Annotated in this window: 14 protein-coding genes; 7 read left to right on the top strand and 7 right to left on the bottom strand. The window is 73.3% G+C overall.

Annotated features, from left to right (window positions below):
* Positions 1-77: 77 nt before the first annotated feature.
* Positions 78-1,424 carry a M16 family metallopeptidase gene (locus AC08OJ_RS11415; protein WP_476595708.1) on the bottom strand — a complete coding sequence of 449 codons (1,347 nt, stop codon included), beginning with the start codon at positions 1,422-1,424 and terminating at the stop codon, positions 78-80.
* Positions 1,421-2,722, bottom strand: a complete 1,302-nt coding sequence (locus AC08OJ_RS11420; protein ID WP_476592728.1) for a M16 family metallopeptidase — start codon at positions 2,720-2,722, stop codon at positions 1,421-1,423. The genes AC08OJ_RS11415 and AC08OJ_RS11420 overlap by 4 nt, the downstream gene beginning before the upstream one ends.
* 256 nt (positions 2,723-2,978) lie before the next feature.
* Here AC08OJ_RS11420 and AC08OJ_RS11425 point away from each other — a divergent pair, with 256 nt between their 5' ends.
* Both AC08OJ_RS11425 and AC08OJ_RS11430 read left to right on the top strand, forming a co-directional pair.
* Positions 2,979-4,337 carry a PucR-like N-terminal domain-containing protein gene (locus tag AC08OJ_RS11425; RefSeq protein ID WP_476592718.1) on the top strand — a complete coding sequence of 453 codons (1,359 nt, stop codon included), beginning with the start codon at positions 2,979-2,981 and terminating at the stop codon, positions 4,335-4,337.
* A 28-nt stretch (positions 4,338-4,365) separates the two neighbouring features.
* On the top strand, positions 4,366-5,157 hold the full coding sequence (locus tag AC08OJ_RS11430; RefSeq protein ID WP_476592719.1) for an endonuclease/exonuclease/phosphatase family protein: 792 nt from the start codon (positions 4,366-4,368) through the stop codon (positions 5,155-5,157).
* On the opposite strand, the gene AC08OJ_RS11435 is transcribed toward AC08OJ_RS11430, so the two are convergent.
* Both AC08OJ_RS11435 and AC08OJ_RS11440 read right to left on the bottom strand, forming a co-directional pair.
* Positions 5,115-8,507: an ATP-dependent helicase gene (locus tag AC08OJ_RS11435; protein ID WP_476595709.1), complete on the bottom strand. Its 3,393-nt coding sequence runs from the start codon at positions 8,505-8,507 to the stop codon at positions 5,115-5,117. The two genes, AC08OJ_RS11430 and AC08OJ_RS11435, sit on opposite strands and share 43 nt — an antisense overlap.
* Positions 8,504-11,809, bottom strand: a complete 3,306-nt coding sequence (locus AC08OJ_RS11440) for an ATP-dependent helicase (RefSeq protein WP_476595710.1) — start codon at positions 11,807-11,809, stop codon at positions 8,504-8,506. The genes AC08OJ_RS11435 and AC08OJ_RS11440 overlap by 4 nt, the downstream gene beginning before the upstream one ends.
* Before the next feature lie 208 nt (positions 11,810-12,017).
* Here AC08OJ_RS11440 and AC08OJ_RS11445 point away from each other — a divergent pair, with 208 nt between their 5' ends.
* Positions 12,018-12,764, top strand: a complete 747-nt coding sequence (locus tag AC08OJ_RS11445; protein ID WP_476595711.1) for an SDR family NAD(P)-dependent oxidoreductase — start codon at positions 12,018-12,020, stop codon at positions 12,762-12,764.
* Between the two features lie 16 nt (positions 12,765-12,780).
* Here the strand turns inward: AC08OJ_RS11445 and AC08OJ_RS11450 are convergent, their stop codons facing one another.
* Both AC08OJ_RS11450 and moeZ read right to left on the bottom strand, forming a co-directional pair.
* Positions 12,781-13,242, bottom strand: a complete 462-nt coding sequence (locus AC08OJ_RS11450) for an MGMT family protein (RefSeq protein ID WP_476592723.1) — start codon at positions 13,240-13,242, stop codon at positions 12,781-12,783.
* On the bottom strand, positions 13,203-14,375 hold the full coding sequence (gene moeZ / locus AC08OJ_RS11455; RefSeq protein ID WP_462186500.1) for an adenylyltransferase/sulfurtransferase MoeZ: 1,173 nt from the start codon (positions 14,373-14,375) through the stop codon (positions 13,203-13,205). Before moeZ ends, AC08OJ_RS11450 begins: the two co-directional genes overlap by 40 nt.
* Before the next feature lie 224 nt (positions 14,376-14,599).
* Here moeZ and AC08OJ_RS11460 point away from each other — a divergent pair, with 224 nt between their 5' ends.
* On the top strand, positions 14,600-14,773 hold the full coding sequence (locus AC08OJ_RS11460; RefSeq protein ID WP_462186501.1) for a CsbD family protein: 174 nt from the start codon (positions 14,600-14,602) through the stop codon (positions 14,771-14,773).
* A 150-nt stretch (positions 14,774-14,923) separates the two neighbouring features.
* Here the strand turns inward: AC08OJ_RS11460 and ku are convergent, their stop codons facing one another.
* Complete coding sequence (gene ku / locus AC08OJ_RS11465; RefSeq protein ID WP_476592724.1) at positions 14,924-16,039, bottom strand: non-homologous end joining protein Ku; 1,116 nt, start codon at positions 16,037-16,039, stop codon at positions 14,924-14,926.
* A 419-nt stretch (positions 16,040-16,458) separates the two neighbouring features.
* On the opposite strand from ku, the gene AC08OJ_RS11470 reads away from it, so the two are divergent.
* The 3 genes from AC08OJ_RS11470 to AC08OJ_RS11480 all read left to right on the top strand — a co-directional run bounded on the left by AC08OJ_RS11470 (position 16,459) and on the right by AC08OJ_RS11480 (position 17,905).
* The gene (locus tag AC08OJ_RS11470) at positions 16,459-16,662 is read left to right on the top strand and encodes a hypothetical protein (RefSeq protein WP_476592725.1); all 204 of its coding nucleotides are present in this window, start codon (positions 16,459-16,461) and stop codon (positions 16,660-16,662) included.
* Between the two features lie 146 nt (positions 16,663-16,808).
* A complete protein-coding gene (locus AC08OJ_RS11475) occupies positions 16,809-17,498 on the top strand; it encodes a TetR/AcrR family transcriptional regulator (protein WP_476592726.1) in 690 nt (229 codons plus the stop codon).
* Positions 17,499-17,677: 179 nt separating this feature from the next.
* Positions 17,678-17,905 carry a DUF3107 domain-containing protein gene (locus tag AC08OJ_RS11480; protein WP_476592727.1) on the top strand — a complete coding sequence of 76 codons (228 nt, stop codon included), beginning with the start codon at positions 17,678-17,680 and terminating at the stop codon, positions 17,903-17,905.

The following is a 17,905-nucleotide window of genomic DNA, read 5'->3' on the forward strand; positions in this document are numbered from 1 at the left end:
CCACCAGGCACTGAGCACGCCCCGCCGGACCCGGGACCCCGGGACCGGGACCCCGGGGACTGGTACGGGCCCGATGCTCAGGACGCGACGATGCCCAGTGCCCCCACGGCCGCGGAAATCCTGGCCGCGTCCCCGACGAGCACCGTGATCAGCTTTGCCGGGGCGAGCAGGCCCGCCGACACCGCCTGGATGTCGCCCACGCCGACCTCGGCGAGGGCACGCGGGTGATCACGCAGGTACTCGACCCCGATCCCGGCCCCGGCCAGCGCCGACAGCGTCGAGGCGAGACCGGCGGCGGTCGCACTGCCCAGTGCCAACGTGCCGACGGCGTATTGGCGGGCGGCGTCGAGCTCCTCCTCGCTGGGCGGTAGAACCGCCATCCGCCCGAGCTCGTAGAAGATCTCCAGCAACGCGGGCCCGGTCACCTCGGTGGCGACGTCCGCGGCGACGGTGAACCGTGACCCCGCCTGGTAGTGATCGATCGAGCTGCGCGGGGAGTAGGTGTAGCCCTTGTCCTCGCGGATGTTGTTGACCAGCCGGGAACTGAAGTAACCACCAAAGATGGTGCTCGCCAGCCGCTGCGCCGGGTATCCGGGCGCGGAGCGGCCCAGGGCCGGTCCGCCCAGCCTGATGTTGGTCTGCACGGCACCCGGACGGTCGACGATGACGATCGGGCCGGTGGTGAGGGCCGGGACCGGCGGGACGGCCCGCGCGGGCCCGCCCGTCCAACCGCCGAGCGCGGCGGAGACCGCCGCGAGAGCACGCGACGCCGGCACGGCCCCGACCAGGGTGAGGATCGCGGCGGCCGAGGAGATCCGTTCGGTGTGCAGGGCCCGTACGTCCTCGGGGCCGACCTGTCCGACGGTCTCCGGCTCGGCGATGCCGGTGGCGTAGGGGTGGTCACCGAAGAGCCGGCCGAGCAGCGCCTCCCGGGCAATGACCGCGGGCTGGCTGCGGACGATCGCCGTGTCCTCGACGATCCGGTCACGTTCGCCGGTGACCTCGTCGTCCGGGTAGGTGGCACCGAGGAGCACCTCGGCCATGATTCCCAACAGGGGTTCGAGGTTCACCGCGAGGGCGGAACCGACGATGGACAGCCGGTCGGCGTCGACCCCGGTCGACAACGATCCGCCCAGGCGCTGGACCTCGGTGGCCAGGCCCACCCGGTCGAAGCGGTGTGATCCGGTGAACAGCGTCTCCGCGAGCACCTCGGCCTGGGCCTGGTGCACGGCGCCGACGCCGGCGAACGGGATCCGCAGCCGCACCTCGACCAGGGGCACACTGGCCCGCTCCACCACCAGCACCCGCAGACCGTTGTCGAGAGTGTGGTCGGTGACAGCCGGCAGCTCCGCCGGGACGGTCGGGCGCACGGCCGGGATGACCGCCGCCCGGATGGTCGTCGAGCTCAGCGCGCTGCCGCTCATGAGGCGGCGCCGGCACGCAGCTCCAGGACCGAGCGGCCCTGGTCGAGAAGCGCCCGGGCGGCCGCGGCGACGGCCTCCCCGGTCACCGCGGACAGTTCCGCGGGCAGTTCGTTCACCAGCTCGGGACGTCCCCGTTGCAGCTCGTGCACAGCCATGGCGAGTGCCCGTCCCAGCGCGTCGTCGGACTCACGCAGCAGCGAGGACGCCACCCGCGCCTGCACCCGCTCCAGCTCGCCGTCCGCCAGGCCCTCACCCGCCAGCCGCGCCAGTTCCTCGTCGACGGCGGCGAGGACGGCGTCCGCGCTCGCGTCCTCGGACTGGCGGGCCTCCAGGGTCAGCAGCAGCGGGTCACGCTGCTCGAACGGATCCCCGAAGGTGCCGAGGTAGGTGCTCACCCCGATGACCGAACGGTCCTTCTGCACCAGGCGGCGTTCGAGCCGGCTGGCGTCGCCGTCGCTGAGGATCTCGGTAAGCAGGTAGTAGGACAGGTAAGTGGACAGGTCGTCGATCGGGTCGGGCACCCGGTAGCCGACCGCCAAGGCGGCGCGCGGCGCGAGCGGGTCGGTGAGCACCGCCCGGCGCTCGGTACTCGGCACCGGCTCGGCGAAGCTCACCCGCGTCGGCACCGAGCGGGCGGGGATGTCACCGAAGTACCGGCGGACGAAGGTAAGCGTCTCCTCCGGGTCGATGTCGCCGACGATGGTCAGCACGGCGTTGCCCGGTGCGTAGTACTTGTCGAAGAAATCCTCGGCGTCGTCCAGGCTCGCAGCCTCGAGCTCGGAGAAATCCCCGTAGCCGTTGTGGGCGTTCGGGAAGGTGTCGAACGCGACCGGCGGCAGCTTGATCCAGGGAAATCCCCCGTAGGGGCGGTTCAGGACGTTGACCCGGATCTCCTCCTGCACCACGGCGATCTGGTTGTCCAGCTTCTGGCGAGTGATCTTCGGTGCCCGCATCCGGTCCGCCTCCAGGAACAGGGCCAGTTCGAGCGCCCCGGCCGGGAGCAGCTCGAAATAGTCCGTGTAGTCCGGGTGCGTCGATCCGTTGAAGATTCCGCCGGCGGCCTGGACGTGCTTCGGATGCTCGGCCTTGCCGACGTTCTCGCTGCCCTGGAACATCAGGTGCTCAAACAGGTGAGCGAATCCGGTACGGCCCTCAGGCTCGGATCGGAACCCGACGTCGTAGTGCACCGAGACGGCCACCACCGGCGCGGTGTGGTCGGGGGCGAGCAGCACGCGCAGGCCGTTACCGAGCCGGGTCCGCTCGATCGGATAGGAGGATGCCGGCAGGGCCGACTTCATCGCGGTGGACGCGGCCGGGCCGGGTTCTCTAGGCGGGGACACAGTTGCCAACGCTACTGCCCGGCGGGCCGCGCCGGTGGCGAAGAGGACACCCATCCCAAGTCATGGCCACGGGAGGCCGTGCCCCGGCCCGCCCGGAGCCGATTCCGCCGGCCGCCGGCGACGATCACGGGCGGCCCCGCTCAGACGGCCACGGGCGGCCCGCCCAGAGGACGAGGTGCGGGAGATTGCGACTGTCGGGCGGCAAACTGTTCCCATGGGACAGTTTCCAGCCGGGCTGAGCGAGATCCTCGCCGCCGAGTTCGACGCTCTGGGTGAAGAGATCATCGCCGCGATCGCCCGAGAGGTTCCCGCCTACGCGCGCCCGCTGGAGGGCAAGTTCGGCCATGGGGTGCGCCGGGGAGTCGACGAGGCGTTGTTCCGCTTCCTCAGCCTGGTCGAGGCCGGTCCCCACTGCACTCTCGACCTCGCCGCCAGCCGGGAGGTCTATGTCCGTCTCGGCCGCGGCGAGGTGTACGCGGGACGGTCGTTGGACAACCTGCTGAGCGCCTACCGGGTGGGCGCCCGCGTCTCCTGGCGCCGCCTCGGGGAGGCGGCGGCCCGCCGCGGCGGGCTGGACGGCCCGGCGCTGGTGTCCCTCGCCGAGATGATGTTCGCCTACATCGACAGCATCTCCGCGGCCTCCGCCGAGGGCTACGCGTCCGAGCAGTACACCGCGGCCGGTGAACTGGAGCGGCTGTGGGACCGGCTGGGCGAGATGCTGCTGTCCGGCGCGACCGGCAGGGCGATCGCGCAGGTCGCCCGTTCCGGCAGCGTGCGGCTGCCCGGCCGGCTGGCCGCCGTGCTCGTCCCCGCCCCGACCGGTTCCGCGGCCACCCACCCGGCCGGCCATCCGGGCACCCACCCGGCTGATAGCGAGGCCGACCACGAGGCCGACCCCTGGGCAGGCTCGCTCCCCTCCCGGTTGCCCTCGGGCTGCCCGCGCGCCGTGCAGGGGGGAGACATCTGGGTGTTCGTCGGCTCGACCGAGCGGGCGGCCACCCGGGCGGCACTGGCGAAACAGCTCGCCGGGCTCGCCGCGGTGGTGGGACCGGCCGTGCCGTGGGGGCAGGCGGCGGCGAGCGCGGCGCGGGCGAGGTTCGCCTGCGATGCCCGGAGCGCCGGGCGGCTTCGCGGCATCGCCGCGGCCGACCCCCTGTTCACCGACGAACATCTCAGCGCCCTGCTGCTGGCCAGCGACCCCGGGCTCATCACCGACCTTGCGTCCCGCCGGCTCGCTCCCCTCGACGGGCTGCCCTGCCGGACCAGGGAACGGCTGGCCGAGACCCTCCTGCACTGGCTGACCCTGCGGGGTCAGCGCGGGCTGATCGCCGAGCGGTTGCACATCCATCCGCAGACCGTCCGCTACCGGGTCAACCAGCTTCGCGAGCTGTTCGGACCATGCCTGGAGGACCCTGACACCCGCTTCGATCTCGAACTGGTGCTGCGCGCCGGGGCCGCCGAGGACGTGGCCACCGACCCGGTGAGTGCCGCGGTCCGCGAGGACACGGACGAGGGCCGGGGCCCGGGCTCCCGCCGTCTCGCGGCGGTGCGGGGTCGGTCACCCGGGCCGTGACGGACCTCGCATCCGATACGGTCCAGGCGTGCGGCTGGGCTCCTTCAACATCATGCACGGCTTGTCGCTCACGGATGGGACGGTCGAGCCCGCCCGCTTCGCCGCGGCCGTCTCCGCTCTCGACGTGGACGTCCTCGGGCTCCAGGAGGTCGATCTCGACCAGCCACGATCGGGTGGGCTGGACCTCGCCGCAGAGGCGGCGGCGGTGATCGGAGCCGGCGACGACGACTGGCGGTTCGTCCCCACCATCTTCGGCACGCCCGGCGTGGGCTGGCGGCCGGCTGACGGGCAGCGCCGGGACGACGAGCCGGCGTACGGCATCGCTCTGATCAGCCGGCTGCCCGTCCGCGAGTGGCGGGTGATCGACCTCGGCCGGGCGCCGGTGCGGTCCCCGATGGCGATACCGGGGGGTCCGGGCAGGCGGGGACATCTGATCATGCTCGACGACGAGCCGCGGGCCGCGATCGCCGCGCGGGTGGAGTCGGCCGGGAGCCCGCTGACGGTGGTCAACACCCATCTGTCGTTCGTGCCGGGGTGGAACGCCGTGCAACTGCGCCGGCTGGCCCGCCGGCTCGCGGACGTCCCGGGGCCGCTGGTCCTGCTGGGCGATCTGAACCTGCCCGGCCGGCTACCGGCCGCGCTCACCCGCTGGCGCCGATTGGCGGTGACGCCCACCTACCCCGCGCACTCCCCGCGGGTGCAGCTCGACCATGTGCTGGCCCGCGGGCCGGTAGGCAGGATCATCGCCGTGCAGGCCCGCCGCGTGCCCATCTCGGATCACCTGGCGCTGTCCGTCGACCTCGCCGACCCGCGGGCCTGACCCGCGGCGGGCCCGGTGCTCGGACTCGCGAGCAGGTCAGCGAGCTCCTCCTCGGACAACGTCGGGGGCCGGACAACGGCGCCGGTGCGCACGTACAGGAAGGCGGCGTCGACCGCGCTCGGGTCGACGCCCCGCAGCCGGGCCCAGGCCAGCCGGTAGATCCCGAGCTGAAGATCGTCGGCATCGAACCGGCCGGTCTTCCAGTCGACCACCTCCCAGCGACCGCCGCCGAGGTCGTAGACGGCGTCGATGCGACCGCGCACGATCCGCCCGGCAAGGCGGAGCTCGAAGGGTTCCTCGATCGCGAACGGCCGCCGGGCACCGTACTCGGTACGCAGGAACGCCTGCTGCAGCGAGCGCAGATCGTCGTCGGTGAGCTCCGCGTCGGCCGCGCCGGGCAGATCCTCGGTGTCGATCAGTGCACGGTAGTCGAAGATCTCCTCAACCCAGGCGTGGAACCGGGTGCCGCGCCGGGCCGCGGCCACCGGACGGCGCGGCAGCGGCCGGACCAGCTCACGGGCGAACGCCTCCGGGTCCGCGCGCAGCCGGACGATCTGGGACGCGGTGAGGCTCGCCGGCAGGGCGACATCGGTCCGCGCGAGGCGTGCCGCGCGTTCCTCGGCGAGCAGCAGCCGGGCCTCCCGGTCGAGCTCGGCGAGCAGGGCGCGCTCGGCCGCCGTCATCCCGGCCGGATCGTCGACGAACGGTTCCCCGGCCGGTTCCGCCGACGCCCCCGGTACGCTCAGCGCGGCCAGCCGCGCCATGACCCCCTCGGCCGCGGCGAGGCGCCGGGCGTACGGCTCCGGCTCGTAGGGGATCGGCCAGGCGAACCGTTCCGGCGTCGCCAGCGCCGGGTTGGTCCGCTCCGCCGGCTCCGGCGCCCAGACGTCGACCCGCCCACCGCCGGTGCGGGCGTGCTCGGCGACCTCGTCGAGGAACACCGAGGCACCGCGTGGGGTCTTCTGGGTGGGTCCCCACCAGTGCCCGCTCGCGAACAGCAGCGACTTCGCCCGGGTGACCGCGACGTAGGCGAGCCGGCGTTCCTCCCGCTCGGCGTACTGACGGGCATAGGCCCGGAAAGCGTCCAGGGCGGCCTTCTCGGCGGAGACCGTGAACGCCGGCAGATCGTCGGCGTCGCCGCGCAGCGGGATCGGCAGCACGCCCGGGGAGGTGGTCCACTGGTCGCGCACGGTCAGGTCGGGGAACACCTTGCTGGTCAGGTTCGGGACGGCGACGACCTCCCATTCCAGGCCCTTGGAACGATGCATCGTCATCAGGGCGATCGCGTCGGCCCCGGACGGCCCGGCGACGTCGAGACCCCGCTCGTGCTCCCGCGCCGCCCGGAGGAATCCGAGGAACGCGGGCAGGGAGTTCGTGCCGTCGGGATCGGTGAAACCCGCGGCCACGTCCAGGAAGGCCGCGACGTTCTCCTGGCGCCGGGCCCGCACCGCCACCTCGGTCGCCGTGAGCTCCACATCCAGCCCGATCGTCGCGACCACCCGGTGCAGCAGGTCGAGCAGGCCCTCGCCGACGTGCCCACGCAGCGCGGCGATCTCGGCGGCGAGCCGGCGCACCCGGACGCGCCCCGGCGCGGACATCTCCGGCCCGGGGTCGTCGAGGACGTCCGACAGGGCGACGACGTCGGCGGGGTCGACGTCGGCGACCGCCTCGGCGAGTGGATCGGACCGTCCCGGCAGGTCCGGATCGCCGACCGGGTCCGGGACCCGCGCCGCCTCGCGCGCGTGGCGGCCGAGCGCGGCGAGATCCCGGGGGCCGAGCCGCACCCGCGGCCCTGTGAGCAGCCGGACGAGCGCGGCGTTCGCCGTCGGCGAGTCGAGCACCTCCAGCATGGCCACGATCTCGGCGACCTCCGGGACGATGAGCAGCCCGGTCAGCCCGACGACCTCGACGGGCAGCCCGGCCGCCTGCATCGCGGTAAACAGCGCGGGGATGTCGCCACGGGCCCGGACCAGCACGGCGATGCCGCCGGGAGCGGTGCCGGCGTCGACCACCCGGCGGAGCTGGTCGGCGATCCAGGCCACCTCATCAGCCCAGCTGACGTGCAACGCGACCACCGCCTCGCCCTGCTCAGCCACGTCGGGCCGCGGGTGGAGCTCGACGACGCGGTGACGGGCCCGCAGCTGTGCGGCGACGGTGTTGGCGAGGCGGAGCAGCCGGCCGCCGCTGCGCTGGTTCACCGACAGTTCGTAGACGGCCGCGGGCGTGCCGTCGGCCCCGGGGAAGTGCGTGGGGAAGTGGTCGAGGTTCGCCACCGACGCCCCGCGCCAGCCGTAGATCGCCTGGCAGGGGTCGCCGACGGCGGTGACCGGATGCCCGCCGCCGAACAGGCCGGTGAGCATCCGCCGCTGGGCCACCGAGGTGTCCTGGTACTCGTCAAGCAGGACGACACCGGCCCGCGCCCGCTCGGCCCGACCGACCTCCGGCATGGTCTCGGCGAGCCTCGCGGCACAGGTGACCTGGTCACCGAAGTCCAGGACGTCGCGTTCCCGCCGGGCCGCCCGGTACTCCGCCACCAGAGCGGCCAACTCCCGGCGCCCCCGGGCTGCGGCCGAGCACCGGCGCAGCTCCCGGCGGACGCCCCGGGTGCCCCGCCGCTGCTCGGCGCGCCGCAGCGCCGCGTCGATCTCGGCGAGCAGCGCGCCGTCGAACGCGACGAGGCCCGCCGGATCGACCAGGTGCTCGCTCATCTCGGCGTCCAGCGCGACGAGCTCGCCGACGAGCGCGCCCAGCGAACGTGTCAGCGCCTCCACCTTCCCGCCGTGAGAACGGGCGACCCGGGCGGCGAGCTGGTAGCGGGCCGCGCCGGAGATCAGCTGGAGGTCCGGCTCCAGCCCCAGCCGCAGGGCGTTGTCGACGACCAGCCGCCCGGCGAAGGCATGGTAGGTGGCGACGGTCGGCTCCCCGTCCACCTCGCCGTCCGCGGCCGGTCCACCCGGGCCCGCCCCGGCCGACGCCTTGCGCAACGCCAGCCGCACCCGACCGGACAGCTCCGCCGCCGCCTTCGTCGTAAAGGTCAGTCCGAGCACCTGGTCGGGCCGCACCTGCCCGGTGGCGACGAGCCAGACCACCCGCGCGGCCATCACCGAGGTCTTGCCGGATCCCGCGCCCGCGATGATGACCCCCGGTTCGAGCGGAGCGGTGGCCGCGGCGATCTGCTCGTCGGTGTACGGGACCTCCAGCAGGTCGCGCAGGTCATCCGGGTCGAGCCGGGGACCGGCGACGCCGCCCGCCGGGTCACCGTCGACGCCGCCGTCGAAACCGGGCAGGAACGGCTGGCGGAGAATCGTCACGTGGGCGCCCGCGCCCGGCTGCTCCACCCGCGGGTTCACTCGACCACCTGACGTCCCTCGGGCCGCGCGGGGCAGCTCGTCTGGAAGGTACACAGCGTGCAGTGGTCGCCGGGCGTCGGCCGGAACGCCTCGGCGTCGATGGTGCGCACCGCCGCGTCGAGCACCTCGTCCATCCAGGTCGCGCCGTCGGGAGGCAGCGCATCCTGGGCCTGGACCTCCGGCGGGCCAGGCCGCTCCCCCGGCAGCCGCGGGCCGGCCGCCGCACCGCCGGCATCCCGCCGGAGCTGGACGAGCTCCGCCCCGCCAGGCACCGGCCGGGGCTGATCCGGCGCCGCGGCCGCGAGCACATCGTCGAGCGCGCCGGCCCGCACGGCGAGCTGATAGCTGCCCAGCTGGGGGTGGGTGGCGAGCTCGGCAGGAGCGACCGCGGTCCGACCGGTCTTGAAGTCTATGACGTGGACCCGGCCGGCCTCGTCCAGTTCGAGCCGGTCGATGAATCCGCGCAACTGGACGTCCCGCCCGGCGACCCGCAGGTCGCAGGAGAACCTGACCTCCGCGTCGATCACGCACCGACCGCGCTCGGCGGCGTGCCAGTCCAGGAAGCGGGCGAGCGCCTCGCGGGCGGCCGCGCGCTCCTGATCGGAGCGCCAGCGGGCGTCGAAGTCCAGCTGCCGCCACACCGTGTTCAGCCGGGCGTCGAGCGCGGCGAGGTCGGCCGGGGTCCGCCCGGTCGTGACCTCGTCCGCCAGGGCGTGCACCACCTTGCCGAATCCCTGCGCGGTCGAGGCCGGGGTGACCGCGTGCGCCTCGTGCTCGAGGAACCACCGCAGGGAACAGGCGCCGATGCTCGACAGCGACGAGCCGGACAGCCGGATCGGCCCGGCCACCGGGACGACAGGAATATCCGACGTGGTGGGGTCGAGCAGCCCCCACCAGGTGTCCGGGTGCGCGGCCGGCACCAGGGGCCGGCCCGCCTGGTCCCGTGCCCCGGCGAGCGCGGCGAGGCGGGCCTGCGCGGCGGAGCGCATCGCGGGGCTCGAGCCCGGTTCCGTCGCCAGCCGGCGCAGGGTCGCGACCAGGCCGACCAGGGTGAGCGGCCGGACCGGGCGACCGGGCACATGCTCCACCGCTACACCCAGTTCCTCAAGGAAGCGGCTCGGCAGGCTGCCGTCGTCCTCGGGGCTGTTCACCGCGGTGACGATCAGCCGGCGCCGCGCCCTGGTCAGCGCGACGTAGAACAGCCGACGTTCGTCGGCGAGCAGGTCCTGGCGGGTCAGCGGCGGGCGCAACCCGCCCCGGGACGGCGCGTCGAGCTGCTCCGCGCCGAGCAGCGAATGCCGCTCCCGCAGGTCGGGCCAGGTGCCGTCCTGCACTCCGCAGACGGCGACGACCTCCCATTCGAGCCCCTTGGCGCGATGGGCAGTCAGCAGCCGCACCCCGCGGCGGCGCACGGACTCCCCGGCCGGCTCGAGGACGTCCCCGGCGATCTGCTGGCGGGTGAGCTCCGCGACCAGGGAGGCGACGCCACCGCCCGGCCCGCGCCGCTGGCCCAGCCGGGTGACGGCATCGAAGAGCGCCACGACGGCGTCGAGGTCACGGTCGGCCGCGCGCCCGGCGGCGCCCCCGGCCGCCGAGGCATATCGCAGCCGCGCCGGCCACTCGCTCGCCGACCACAGCGCCCACAGGGCGTCCTCCGGGGCGCCCGAGGAGTCCCGCAACGCCTGACCGGCCGTCCGCAGCAGACCGCCGACCCGCCGGACCGGCCCGGCCAGGTCGTCGGGGATCGTCGCCAGCCAGTGGTCGGGCTCGGCGATCGCCGCCCGCAACAGCTCCGCCGACGGCGCCGGATACTCGGACCCCGCGTCGCGCTCGAAGGCGCGCAGCGCCCGGCCCAGCGCCCGCAGCCCGGCCGGGTCCGCTCCACCGAGCGGCGAGGTGAGCAGGGTGCGCGCCGCGTCGACGGTGAGCGCCCCGGCCGGATCCTCCGCGCAGCGCAGCGCCAGCAGGAGCAGGGCGGCGGCCGGCTCCTGGGCGACCGGCAGGTCGTCACCGTCGACGCTGACCGGAACGCCGGCGGCGGCCAGCACGCGGCGCAACCGGCCGATCCGCTCGGCCGCGCGGACCAGGACCGCCATCGCGTCCCAGGCGACGCCGTTCTCCAGATGCTCGCGACGGAGCAGGTCGGCCACCGACTCGGCCTCCGCGCCAGCGCCCGGGAACGTGCGGGCCTGCACCTGGCCGGCGTCGGCGTCGACGCGCCCGACGAGGTCACGGTGTGCCCGGATCGCGGCCGCCGGAAGCCCGGCGGCCGGGATCCGCCGGGCCACGTGCCGGCTCGCCGCCAGCGGGGCCGGGGCCATCCGCCGGCAGCGCCGCAGCGCGACGATCGGCGCCGGCTCGCCGTCAAGGCGGGGGAACCGGGCCGGGAAGCCCAGCAAGCCGGCGACCTCGGCCCCCCGGAAGGCGTAGATCGACTGGTCCGGGTCGCCCAGCACGACGAGGTTGCCACCACCGCCGGCCACCGCCCCCAGCAGGCGTTCCTGAGCCGGATCGGTGTCCTGGTACTCGTCGACGAAGACGTGCCGGTAGCGCCCACGCAGCCAGGCGCCCCCCTCGGCACTCTCGGCGACGACCACGGCCCGGTGGACGAGATCGGTGTAGTCGACCGCCCCCTCGAACCCGAACACGTCGAGGTACATCTCGTAGAACTCGGCGAGGGCGGCCCAGTCCGGGCGGCCGGTACGCCGGGCGAGCTGCACCAGCGCGACCGGTTCGAGCCCGACCTCGCGGGCGCGGGCCAGCAGCGCCCGCACCTCCTCGGTGAAACCGCAGGTGCGCAGGCAACCCACGAGCGGCTCGGGCCAGACGGGCCGGCCGTCCTCGCGGGAACCCTCAATGAGATCGCGCAGCCGACTGTCCTGCTCCGGGCCGGACAGCAGCCGGAGCCCGCCCGGCGGGGCCGGCCGCTCGTGCGCGCGCAGCAGCGCCAGGCACCAGGCGTGGAACGTCCACGCCCCGGGACCTCCGCCGGCCCCGCCCTCGGCACCGAGCCGTGCGATGATCCGCTCCCGCAGCTCGCCGGCAGCTCGCCGGCTGAAGGTGAGGACCAGGATCGACCGCGGATCCGCCCCGGCTTCGATCCGCGCGGCGACCGCCTCGACGAGCGTGGCCGTCTTCCCGGTGCCGGGCCCGGCGAGCACCAGCAGCGGCCCGCCGCCGTGCTCAACCACCGCGCGCTGCGCCGCATCCAGGACGAGCGGGCGCGGCGGCGCGACCGGGGCGGCGACCAGCCGGTAGCCGGGACGCGGGGCGGCGGGTGCGGGGGCAGGAAGGACGACCACGGGCAAAGCACATCACGTGGGTCCGACAACTCCGCCAACTCCGCCAACTCCGCCGGCCCCGCGGCGGGTCGGCGTCCGTAGCGGGTCGGCGGTGGGACCGCGGTGTGTCGACGACCGGGACACTCGGTCATCACCGGGACACTCGGGGGACCGGACACTCGGGGGACCTCTCACGCGTGCGCGTCAGGACATGGCAGTGTCCTCAGTCATGACCGAGTGCAGCGACAAGGTCGCGCTCCTGACCGGGGCGGGATCCGGCATCGGCGCCGCCTGCGCCCGCCGACTGGCGAGAGCGGGCGCCCGGGTCGTCGCCACCGACCTCGACGCGCACGCTGTCAAGGAGGTGGTGGCGACGATCGAGGACGGTGGCGGGGAGGCGCTCGCCCTGGAGGCGGACGTCACCGATCCCGACTCGCTCAAACGCGCCATCCAGGTCACCGTCGGCACCTTCGGACGGCTGGACCTGGCAGTGAACAACGCGGGAGTGAGCGCGGGGCGCGAGCCGGTGGAGACCACCCCGGCGCAGGACTGGCAGCGGGTGCTGGACGTCAACCTCTCCGGCGTCTTCTACAGCATGCGGGCCGAGATCACGGCGATGCTGCGCAACGGCGGAGGCTCGATCGTCAACATGGCCTCGGTGCTCGGGGTGGTCGGGTTCGCCGGGTCGGCGCCCTACGTCGCCGCGAAGCACGGGGTCATCGGGCTGACCAAGACGGCCGCCCTGGACTACGCCATCCGCGGCATCCGGGTGAACGCGGTGGCGCCGGGCTTCGTGGACACCCCGCTGCTGCACGCCAACGGCCGGCCGCGGCGCGGAGCCGCGCTGTTCTCGCCGATCAACCGACTGGGCACGGTCGACGAGGTGGCCGAGGTCGTCGTCTTCCTGCTGTCCGACCGGGCCTCCCTGGTCACGGGCAGCGTCTATCTGGCCGACGGCGGCATGGCCGCCCGCTGACCGGGCCCGCGGGCGGTCAGGCCGGAGAACCGTCCCACCGGGCCGCGGCGAGATCGACCCGGTCGCCTCCGGGGCGCAGCGGCGTCCGGTCGGCGACGAGCCGGCGCAGGGCCTCGACCGGTGCGGCCGGGTTCGGTTCCCCGGTCGCCCGGATCACCCGGTGCCAGGGCACCTCGTCGCCGAATCGGGACAGCACGGCTCCGACCGTGCGCCCCGACCCGGCGCCGACGTACTCGGCCACGTCGCCATAGGTCATCACCTTGCCCGGCGGGATGCGCGCCACCGCGTCCAGCACCTCGAGGGCGTGCGGACCCGGCGCGCCGCCGAGCGAGATCCGGGTACCGAACCCGGCGGAGAGGCTCGCCGGCGGCGCGTCACGCCGGGCCCGCTCATCCAGGCTCCCCGTGGCTCGTCCAGGCTCCGTGGCTCGTCCGGCGCTCAGTAGACCGGCAGCGACTTGTCGACCTGGGTCGCCCACGCGGTCACGCCACCCTGGACGTGCACGGCCGAGGAGAAGCCGGCGCCCTTCAGCGTGGCGAGCGCGTCGGCCGAGCGCACCCCGGATTTGCAGTAGACGACCACCCGACGGTCCTGCGGCAGTTCGGAGAGGTGCGCGGGCAGGTCCCCCTTGGGGATCAGGCGCGCGCCGGGGATCCGGACGATCTCCCACTCGGCCGGCTCACGGACGTCGACGAGCTCGATCGGCTCGTCGGCGTCCAGCCAGCTCTTGAGCTCGCCCGCGGTGATCGTCGAGCCGGCGGCGGCCAACTGCGCCTCCTCCGAGACCGCCCCGCAGAACGCCTCGTAGTCGATCAGCTCGGTGATCGACGGATTCTTCCCGCACAACGGGCACTCCGGGTCCTTGCGGACCTTGATCGACCGATAGGTCATCTCCAGGGCGTCATACACCATCAGCCGACCGACCAGCGGATCACCGATCCCGGTCAGCACCTTGATGGCCTCGGTGGTCTGGATGGAGGCGATGGAGGCGCACAGCACACCCAGCACCCCGCCCTCGGCGCAGGAGGGGACCATGCCAGGAGGCGGCGGCTCCGGGTAGAGGCAGCGGTAGCACGGTCCGTGCTTGGCCCAGAAGACGCTGGCCTGGCCGTCGAAGCGGTAGATCGAACCCCAGACGTAGGGCTTGCCGAGCAGCACCGCGGCGTCGTTGACCAGGTAGCGGGTGGCAAAGTTGTCCGTGCCGTCGACGATGAGGTCGTATCCGCTGAAGATCTCCATGACGTTGGAGGCGTCCAGCCGGGTCTCGTGCAGGACGACGTTCACGTACGGGTTGATGTTGCGAACCGAGTCGCGGGCCGACTCCGCCTTCGAGCGGCCGACGTCGGACTGGCCGTGGATGATCTGACGCTGCAGGTTCGACTCGTCGACGGTGTCGAACTCGACGATGCCCAGCGTCCCGACGCCGGCGGCGGCCAGGTACATCAGCGTCGGCGAGCCGAGGCCACCGGCACCGACCGCCAGCACCCTGGCGTTCTTCAGCCGCTTCTGGCCGTCCACGGCGACATCCGGAATGATCAGATGTCGAGAGTACCGGCGGATCTCATCGACGGTCAGCCCCTCGGCGGGGTTGACCAGGGGCGGAAGGGACACGCTTGCTCCTCGCGTTCGGTGTCGTCCTTCGACGATGCCACAGCGCGACGCGGCCTCGCCGGATTTGGGCCATCCGCCGGGAGGTCCCTCATCACGGGTGCATGTCGGGCATCGCGACGGTCAGCCCTTCAGTGCAGCGCACGGCGTCCCCGGAGTGTTCCCGCAGCCGCCACACGGGTAGACCTCTTCCGAACCGCCGCACATACAGTGAGGAGTTGAGTGCAGTGTCCTTCACTGACAAGGTCAGGAACAAGGTGCAGGAGCTCCGCGGGCGGACCAAGGAACAGGCCGGCAAGGCCACCGAGAACCGGGACCTGCAGGCGGAGGGCCGGGGAGAACGCGGCGTCGCCGACCTCAAGAACGCCGGGGAGAAGGCGAAGGACGCCTTCCGTCGCTGACCGCCCTTCCGTCGCTGACCGCCCGGTACCCACCGGCCCCACGGCAACCAGCCCCACGGCACCTAACGGACCTGTTCCCTGCCGCCACCTGCCCCCGGCTCCCGCGCCGGGACCGCTCCTCAGGTCGCACGGGGACCGCTCCTCAGGTCTTCAGGCGGATCGCCGCGTCGGGGGCGTCTTCGAGGTCGGCGTCCTTGAGGCCGTCCTCGAGGAGGTGGTCTTGGCCGCGGAGGTCTTGGCGGGCGGCGTCTTCGTGGCGTTCGTCTTCGCGGTGCTCTTCGTCGAGGACGGCGTCTTCCGGGCGGTCGACCTCGTGCCCGGGGCCGACGAGGCACCCTTGACCGAAGAGGTACGGCCGCCCCGCAGCCCATCGGACGCCTCGTCACCGGACGCCTCGTCGGACCCCTTGCCGTCGGGCACCCTGTCGGTGACCCCGGCCGCCGCCTTGTCGGTGACCCCGGCCGCACCACCAGCCACGGCCGCTTCGCCGGGCCGTCCGGCGCGGGCGGCGGCGATGCTCGCGCGCAGCGCCGCCATGAGGTCGCCGACCGCCTCGCCGGCCAGCCCGCCCGGCGAGGCCACAACCTCGCGACCGGCGACCTTCGCGTCGATCACGGCCTGCAGGACCTCACGGTAGTTGTCGGTGTACCTGGTGGGGTCGAAGTCGGCTGCCAGGGTGTGGATGAGCGAGGCGGCCACCGACAGCTCCTGCGGGCGCACCGCGATGTCCTCCTCGAGGAACGGAAAGTCCGGTTGCCGCACCTCGTCCGGCCAGACCATGGTCTCCAGGACGAAGACGCCGCCACGCACCCGGAGCGTCGCGAGCTGCTCGCGTTGCCGCAGGGCTATCTTCACCAGCGCGACACGGCCCGAGGCGGCCAGCGCGTCGCGAAGGAGAACGTAGGGTTTGGCGCCGGTGCGGTCGGGCTCGACGTAGTAGCTCTTCGCGAAGTAGATCGGGTCGACCTGCTCCAACGGGACGAACTCCAGCACGTCGATCGCCCGGGAGGTGGACAGCGGGAGATTCGCGAAGTCCTCGTCGGTGAGTACGACGGTCTTCCCGTCCGGCAGCTCGTAGCCCTTGGCAATGTCGGCGTAGTTGACCTCGTCCCCATCGGCCTCCGCCACTCTCCGGTATCGGATACGAGACCCATCCGACCGTCTAACCTGGTGAAACGCGACATCCCGTTCCTGGGTCGCCGAGTAGAGCCTCACCGGGATGGACACCAGGCCGAAGGAGATCACGCCCTTCCAGGTCGCACGCATGTTCGCCCCTCACGTCACGTACCCCTATGGTGTCCCACCGGAAGCCCACGAGTAAGCCAGACAGGCGAAAAGCTTGAACCTATCAGCAGGCGAAAATCTCCAGGGCACCAGCCGCCCTGGAGACACGCCGGAGAACACCGATGGCCGGCGGGGGCCATATGTGTAGGAGGGCGGAACGTACCCAGGACGGGAAGCCTGGTGCGAGCGGGGCACGGAGCCGGGAACGGCGCGGGAGCCGGGAGTGGGATGAGTGACGGACACCACCGCCACGTCCGTGACGAGGCCGGCCCGGCCGATGGCGCGTGAGGACCACCCGTTCCGGGCACATCGCGATCCGGACCCTGGACAGGTTCGGATCGTCCATTTCCGGCGCCCGCCCCAGCGGGTCGCCGTAACGACGAGCGCAGGAGGACGTCCCCATGGAAGCACCCACCGACCTTCCGGCATCCGATCTCCCGATCGAGGCGCCCGACGCCGACGCCGTCGAGCAGGCCCGGGAGATACGTCCGGCCGACCCGGCGCCGTGCTGGCTACCTTCGGCACCACCCGTCGAGGCCGACGAGTACGACGTCGTCGAGCAGAGCATCGTGGTCGAGACCGACGAGGACGACGACTACCGCTGACCCGACTACCGCTGACCCGGCGCCACCCCGCGCGAGCGACGGGCAGGCCGGCTGGTTTCGTTTCGACGAACGCCGGCCGGTCGGACCCCGCGGGTACTGTTGACCGCATCAACCAGGAGGTGCGCCATCAGCCAGGAGGTGCGCCGGTGACCGCCGAGCCAGCCCCGCCCGACACACGACCGGGCAGGGCTCCCCGGCTCCCCCGCACCGCGCGCCGCTTCCAGCTTCTGGGAGCCGCCCGCGAGGTCTTCGTCGCCCAGGGCTACCACGCGGCGGCGATGGACGAGATCGCTGAGCGGGCCGGCGTCAGCAAACCGGTGCTGTACCAGCACTTCCCCGGCAAGCTCGAGCTCTATCTCGCGCTGCTCGACGAGCACGCCACCCAGCTGGTGACGAGCGTCCAAGACGCGCTCGCCTCCACCTCGGACAACCACGCGCGCATCGCCCGGTCCATCCGAGCGTACTTCGACTTCGTCAACGACCCCTCTGGGGCGCACCAGCTCGTGCTGGAGTCGGACCTGCGCAACGAGCCCGCGGTCCGCCAGCGCATCGAGACCGCCTTCGCCCAGTGCGTGCGGGCCATCGCCGCGACGATCGTCGCCGACACCGGGCTGCCCCAGGACGAGGCCGATCTGCTCGCGGTCGGGCTGGTCGGGCTGGCCGAGACGGCGTCGCGCTGGTGGCTGGTCCGCGGTGCCACCGTGGAAAAGGAACGGGCCATCGAGTCGATGGTGGAGCTGGCCTGGCGCGGCATCGGCGGCTACCCCCGCCAGGAGCACCGGGATGCCACGCGCACGAACACGGAGCCGCACGAGGAGGTGCCCCCCGCCGGCTGACGTCGTCCGGCGCACCGGGTGTACCGGGTGAGCGTTTGTCGGGTGAGCGGGTGTGCCCGGAGCGAACACGCCGCCCCTGCCGCGGTCGAGAAGTCCCGGAAGCCATAGTGTGGGCGGTGATTCAAGATCGGCGGCTCTCGTCCGCCGGCGGTAGGTCCGACGAAGGCGGAGGTCATCGGGTGGAGGTCAAGATCGGCGTCCGGCAGGTCAGTCGGGAGCTGGTGCTGGAGAGCAGCCAGTCCCCGGAGGCTGTCGCCGCGCTGGTGAATGAGGCGGTCAAAGCCGACAACGGGGTGCTGACCCTCGTCGACGACAAGGGCCGGCAGGTGATAGTGCCGATCGCGTCGCTGGCCTACGTAGAGATCGCCGCGACCACGACCCGACGGGTGGGCTTCGGCGCCGTCTAG

The sequence above is a fragment of the Frankia sp. CgKIO3 genome (assembly GCF_977946435.1).

Coding starts and splice junctions, on each gene's coding strand:
- AC08OJ_RS11415 (WP_476595708.1), bottom strand. CDS start 1,424: ATGAGCGGCAGCGCGCTGAGCTCGACGACCATCCGGGCGGCGGTCATC.
- AC08OJ_RS11420 (WP_476592728.1), bottom strand. CDS start 2,722: ATGAAGTCGGCCCTGCCGGCATCCTCCTATCCGATCGAGCGGACCCGG.
- AC08OJ_RS11425 (WP_476592718.1), top strand. CDS start 2,979: ATGGGACAGTTTCCAGCCGGGCTGAGCGAGATCCTCGCCGCCGAGTTC.
- AC08OJ_RS11445 (WP_476595711.1), top strand. CDS start 12,018: ATGACCGAGTGCAGCGACAAGGTCGCGCTCCTGACCGGGGCGGGATCC.
- ku (WP_476592724.1), bottom strand. CDS start 16,039: ATGCGTGCGACCTGGAAGGGCGTGATCTCCTTCGGCCTGGTGTCCATC.
- AC08OJ_RS11470 (WP_476592725.1), top strand. CDS start 16,459: ATGGAAGCACCCACCGACCTTCCGGCATCCGATCTCCCGATCGAGGCG.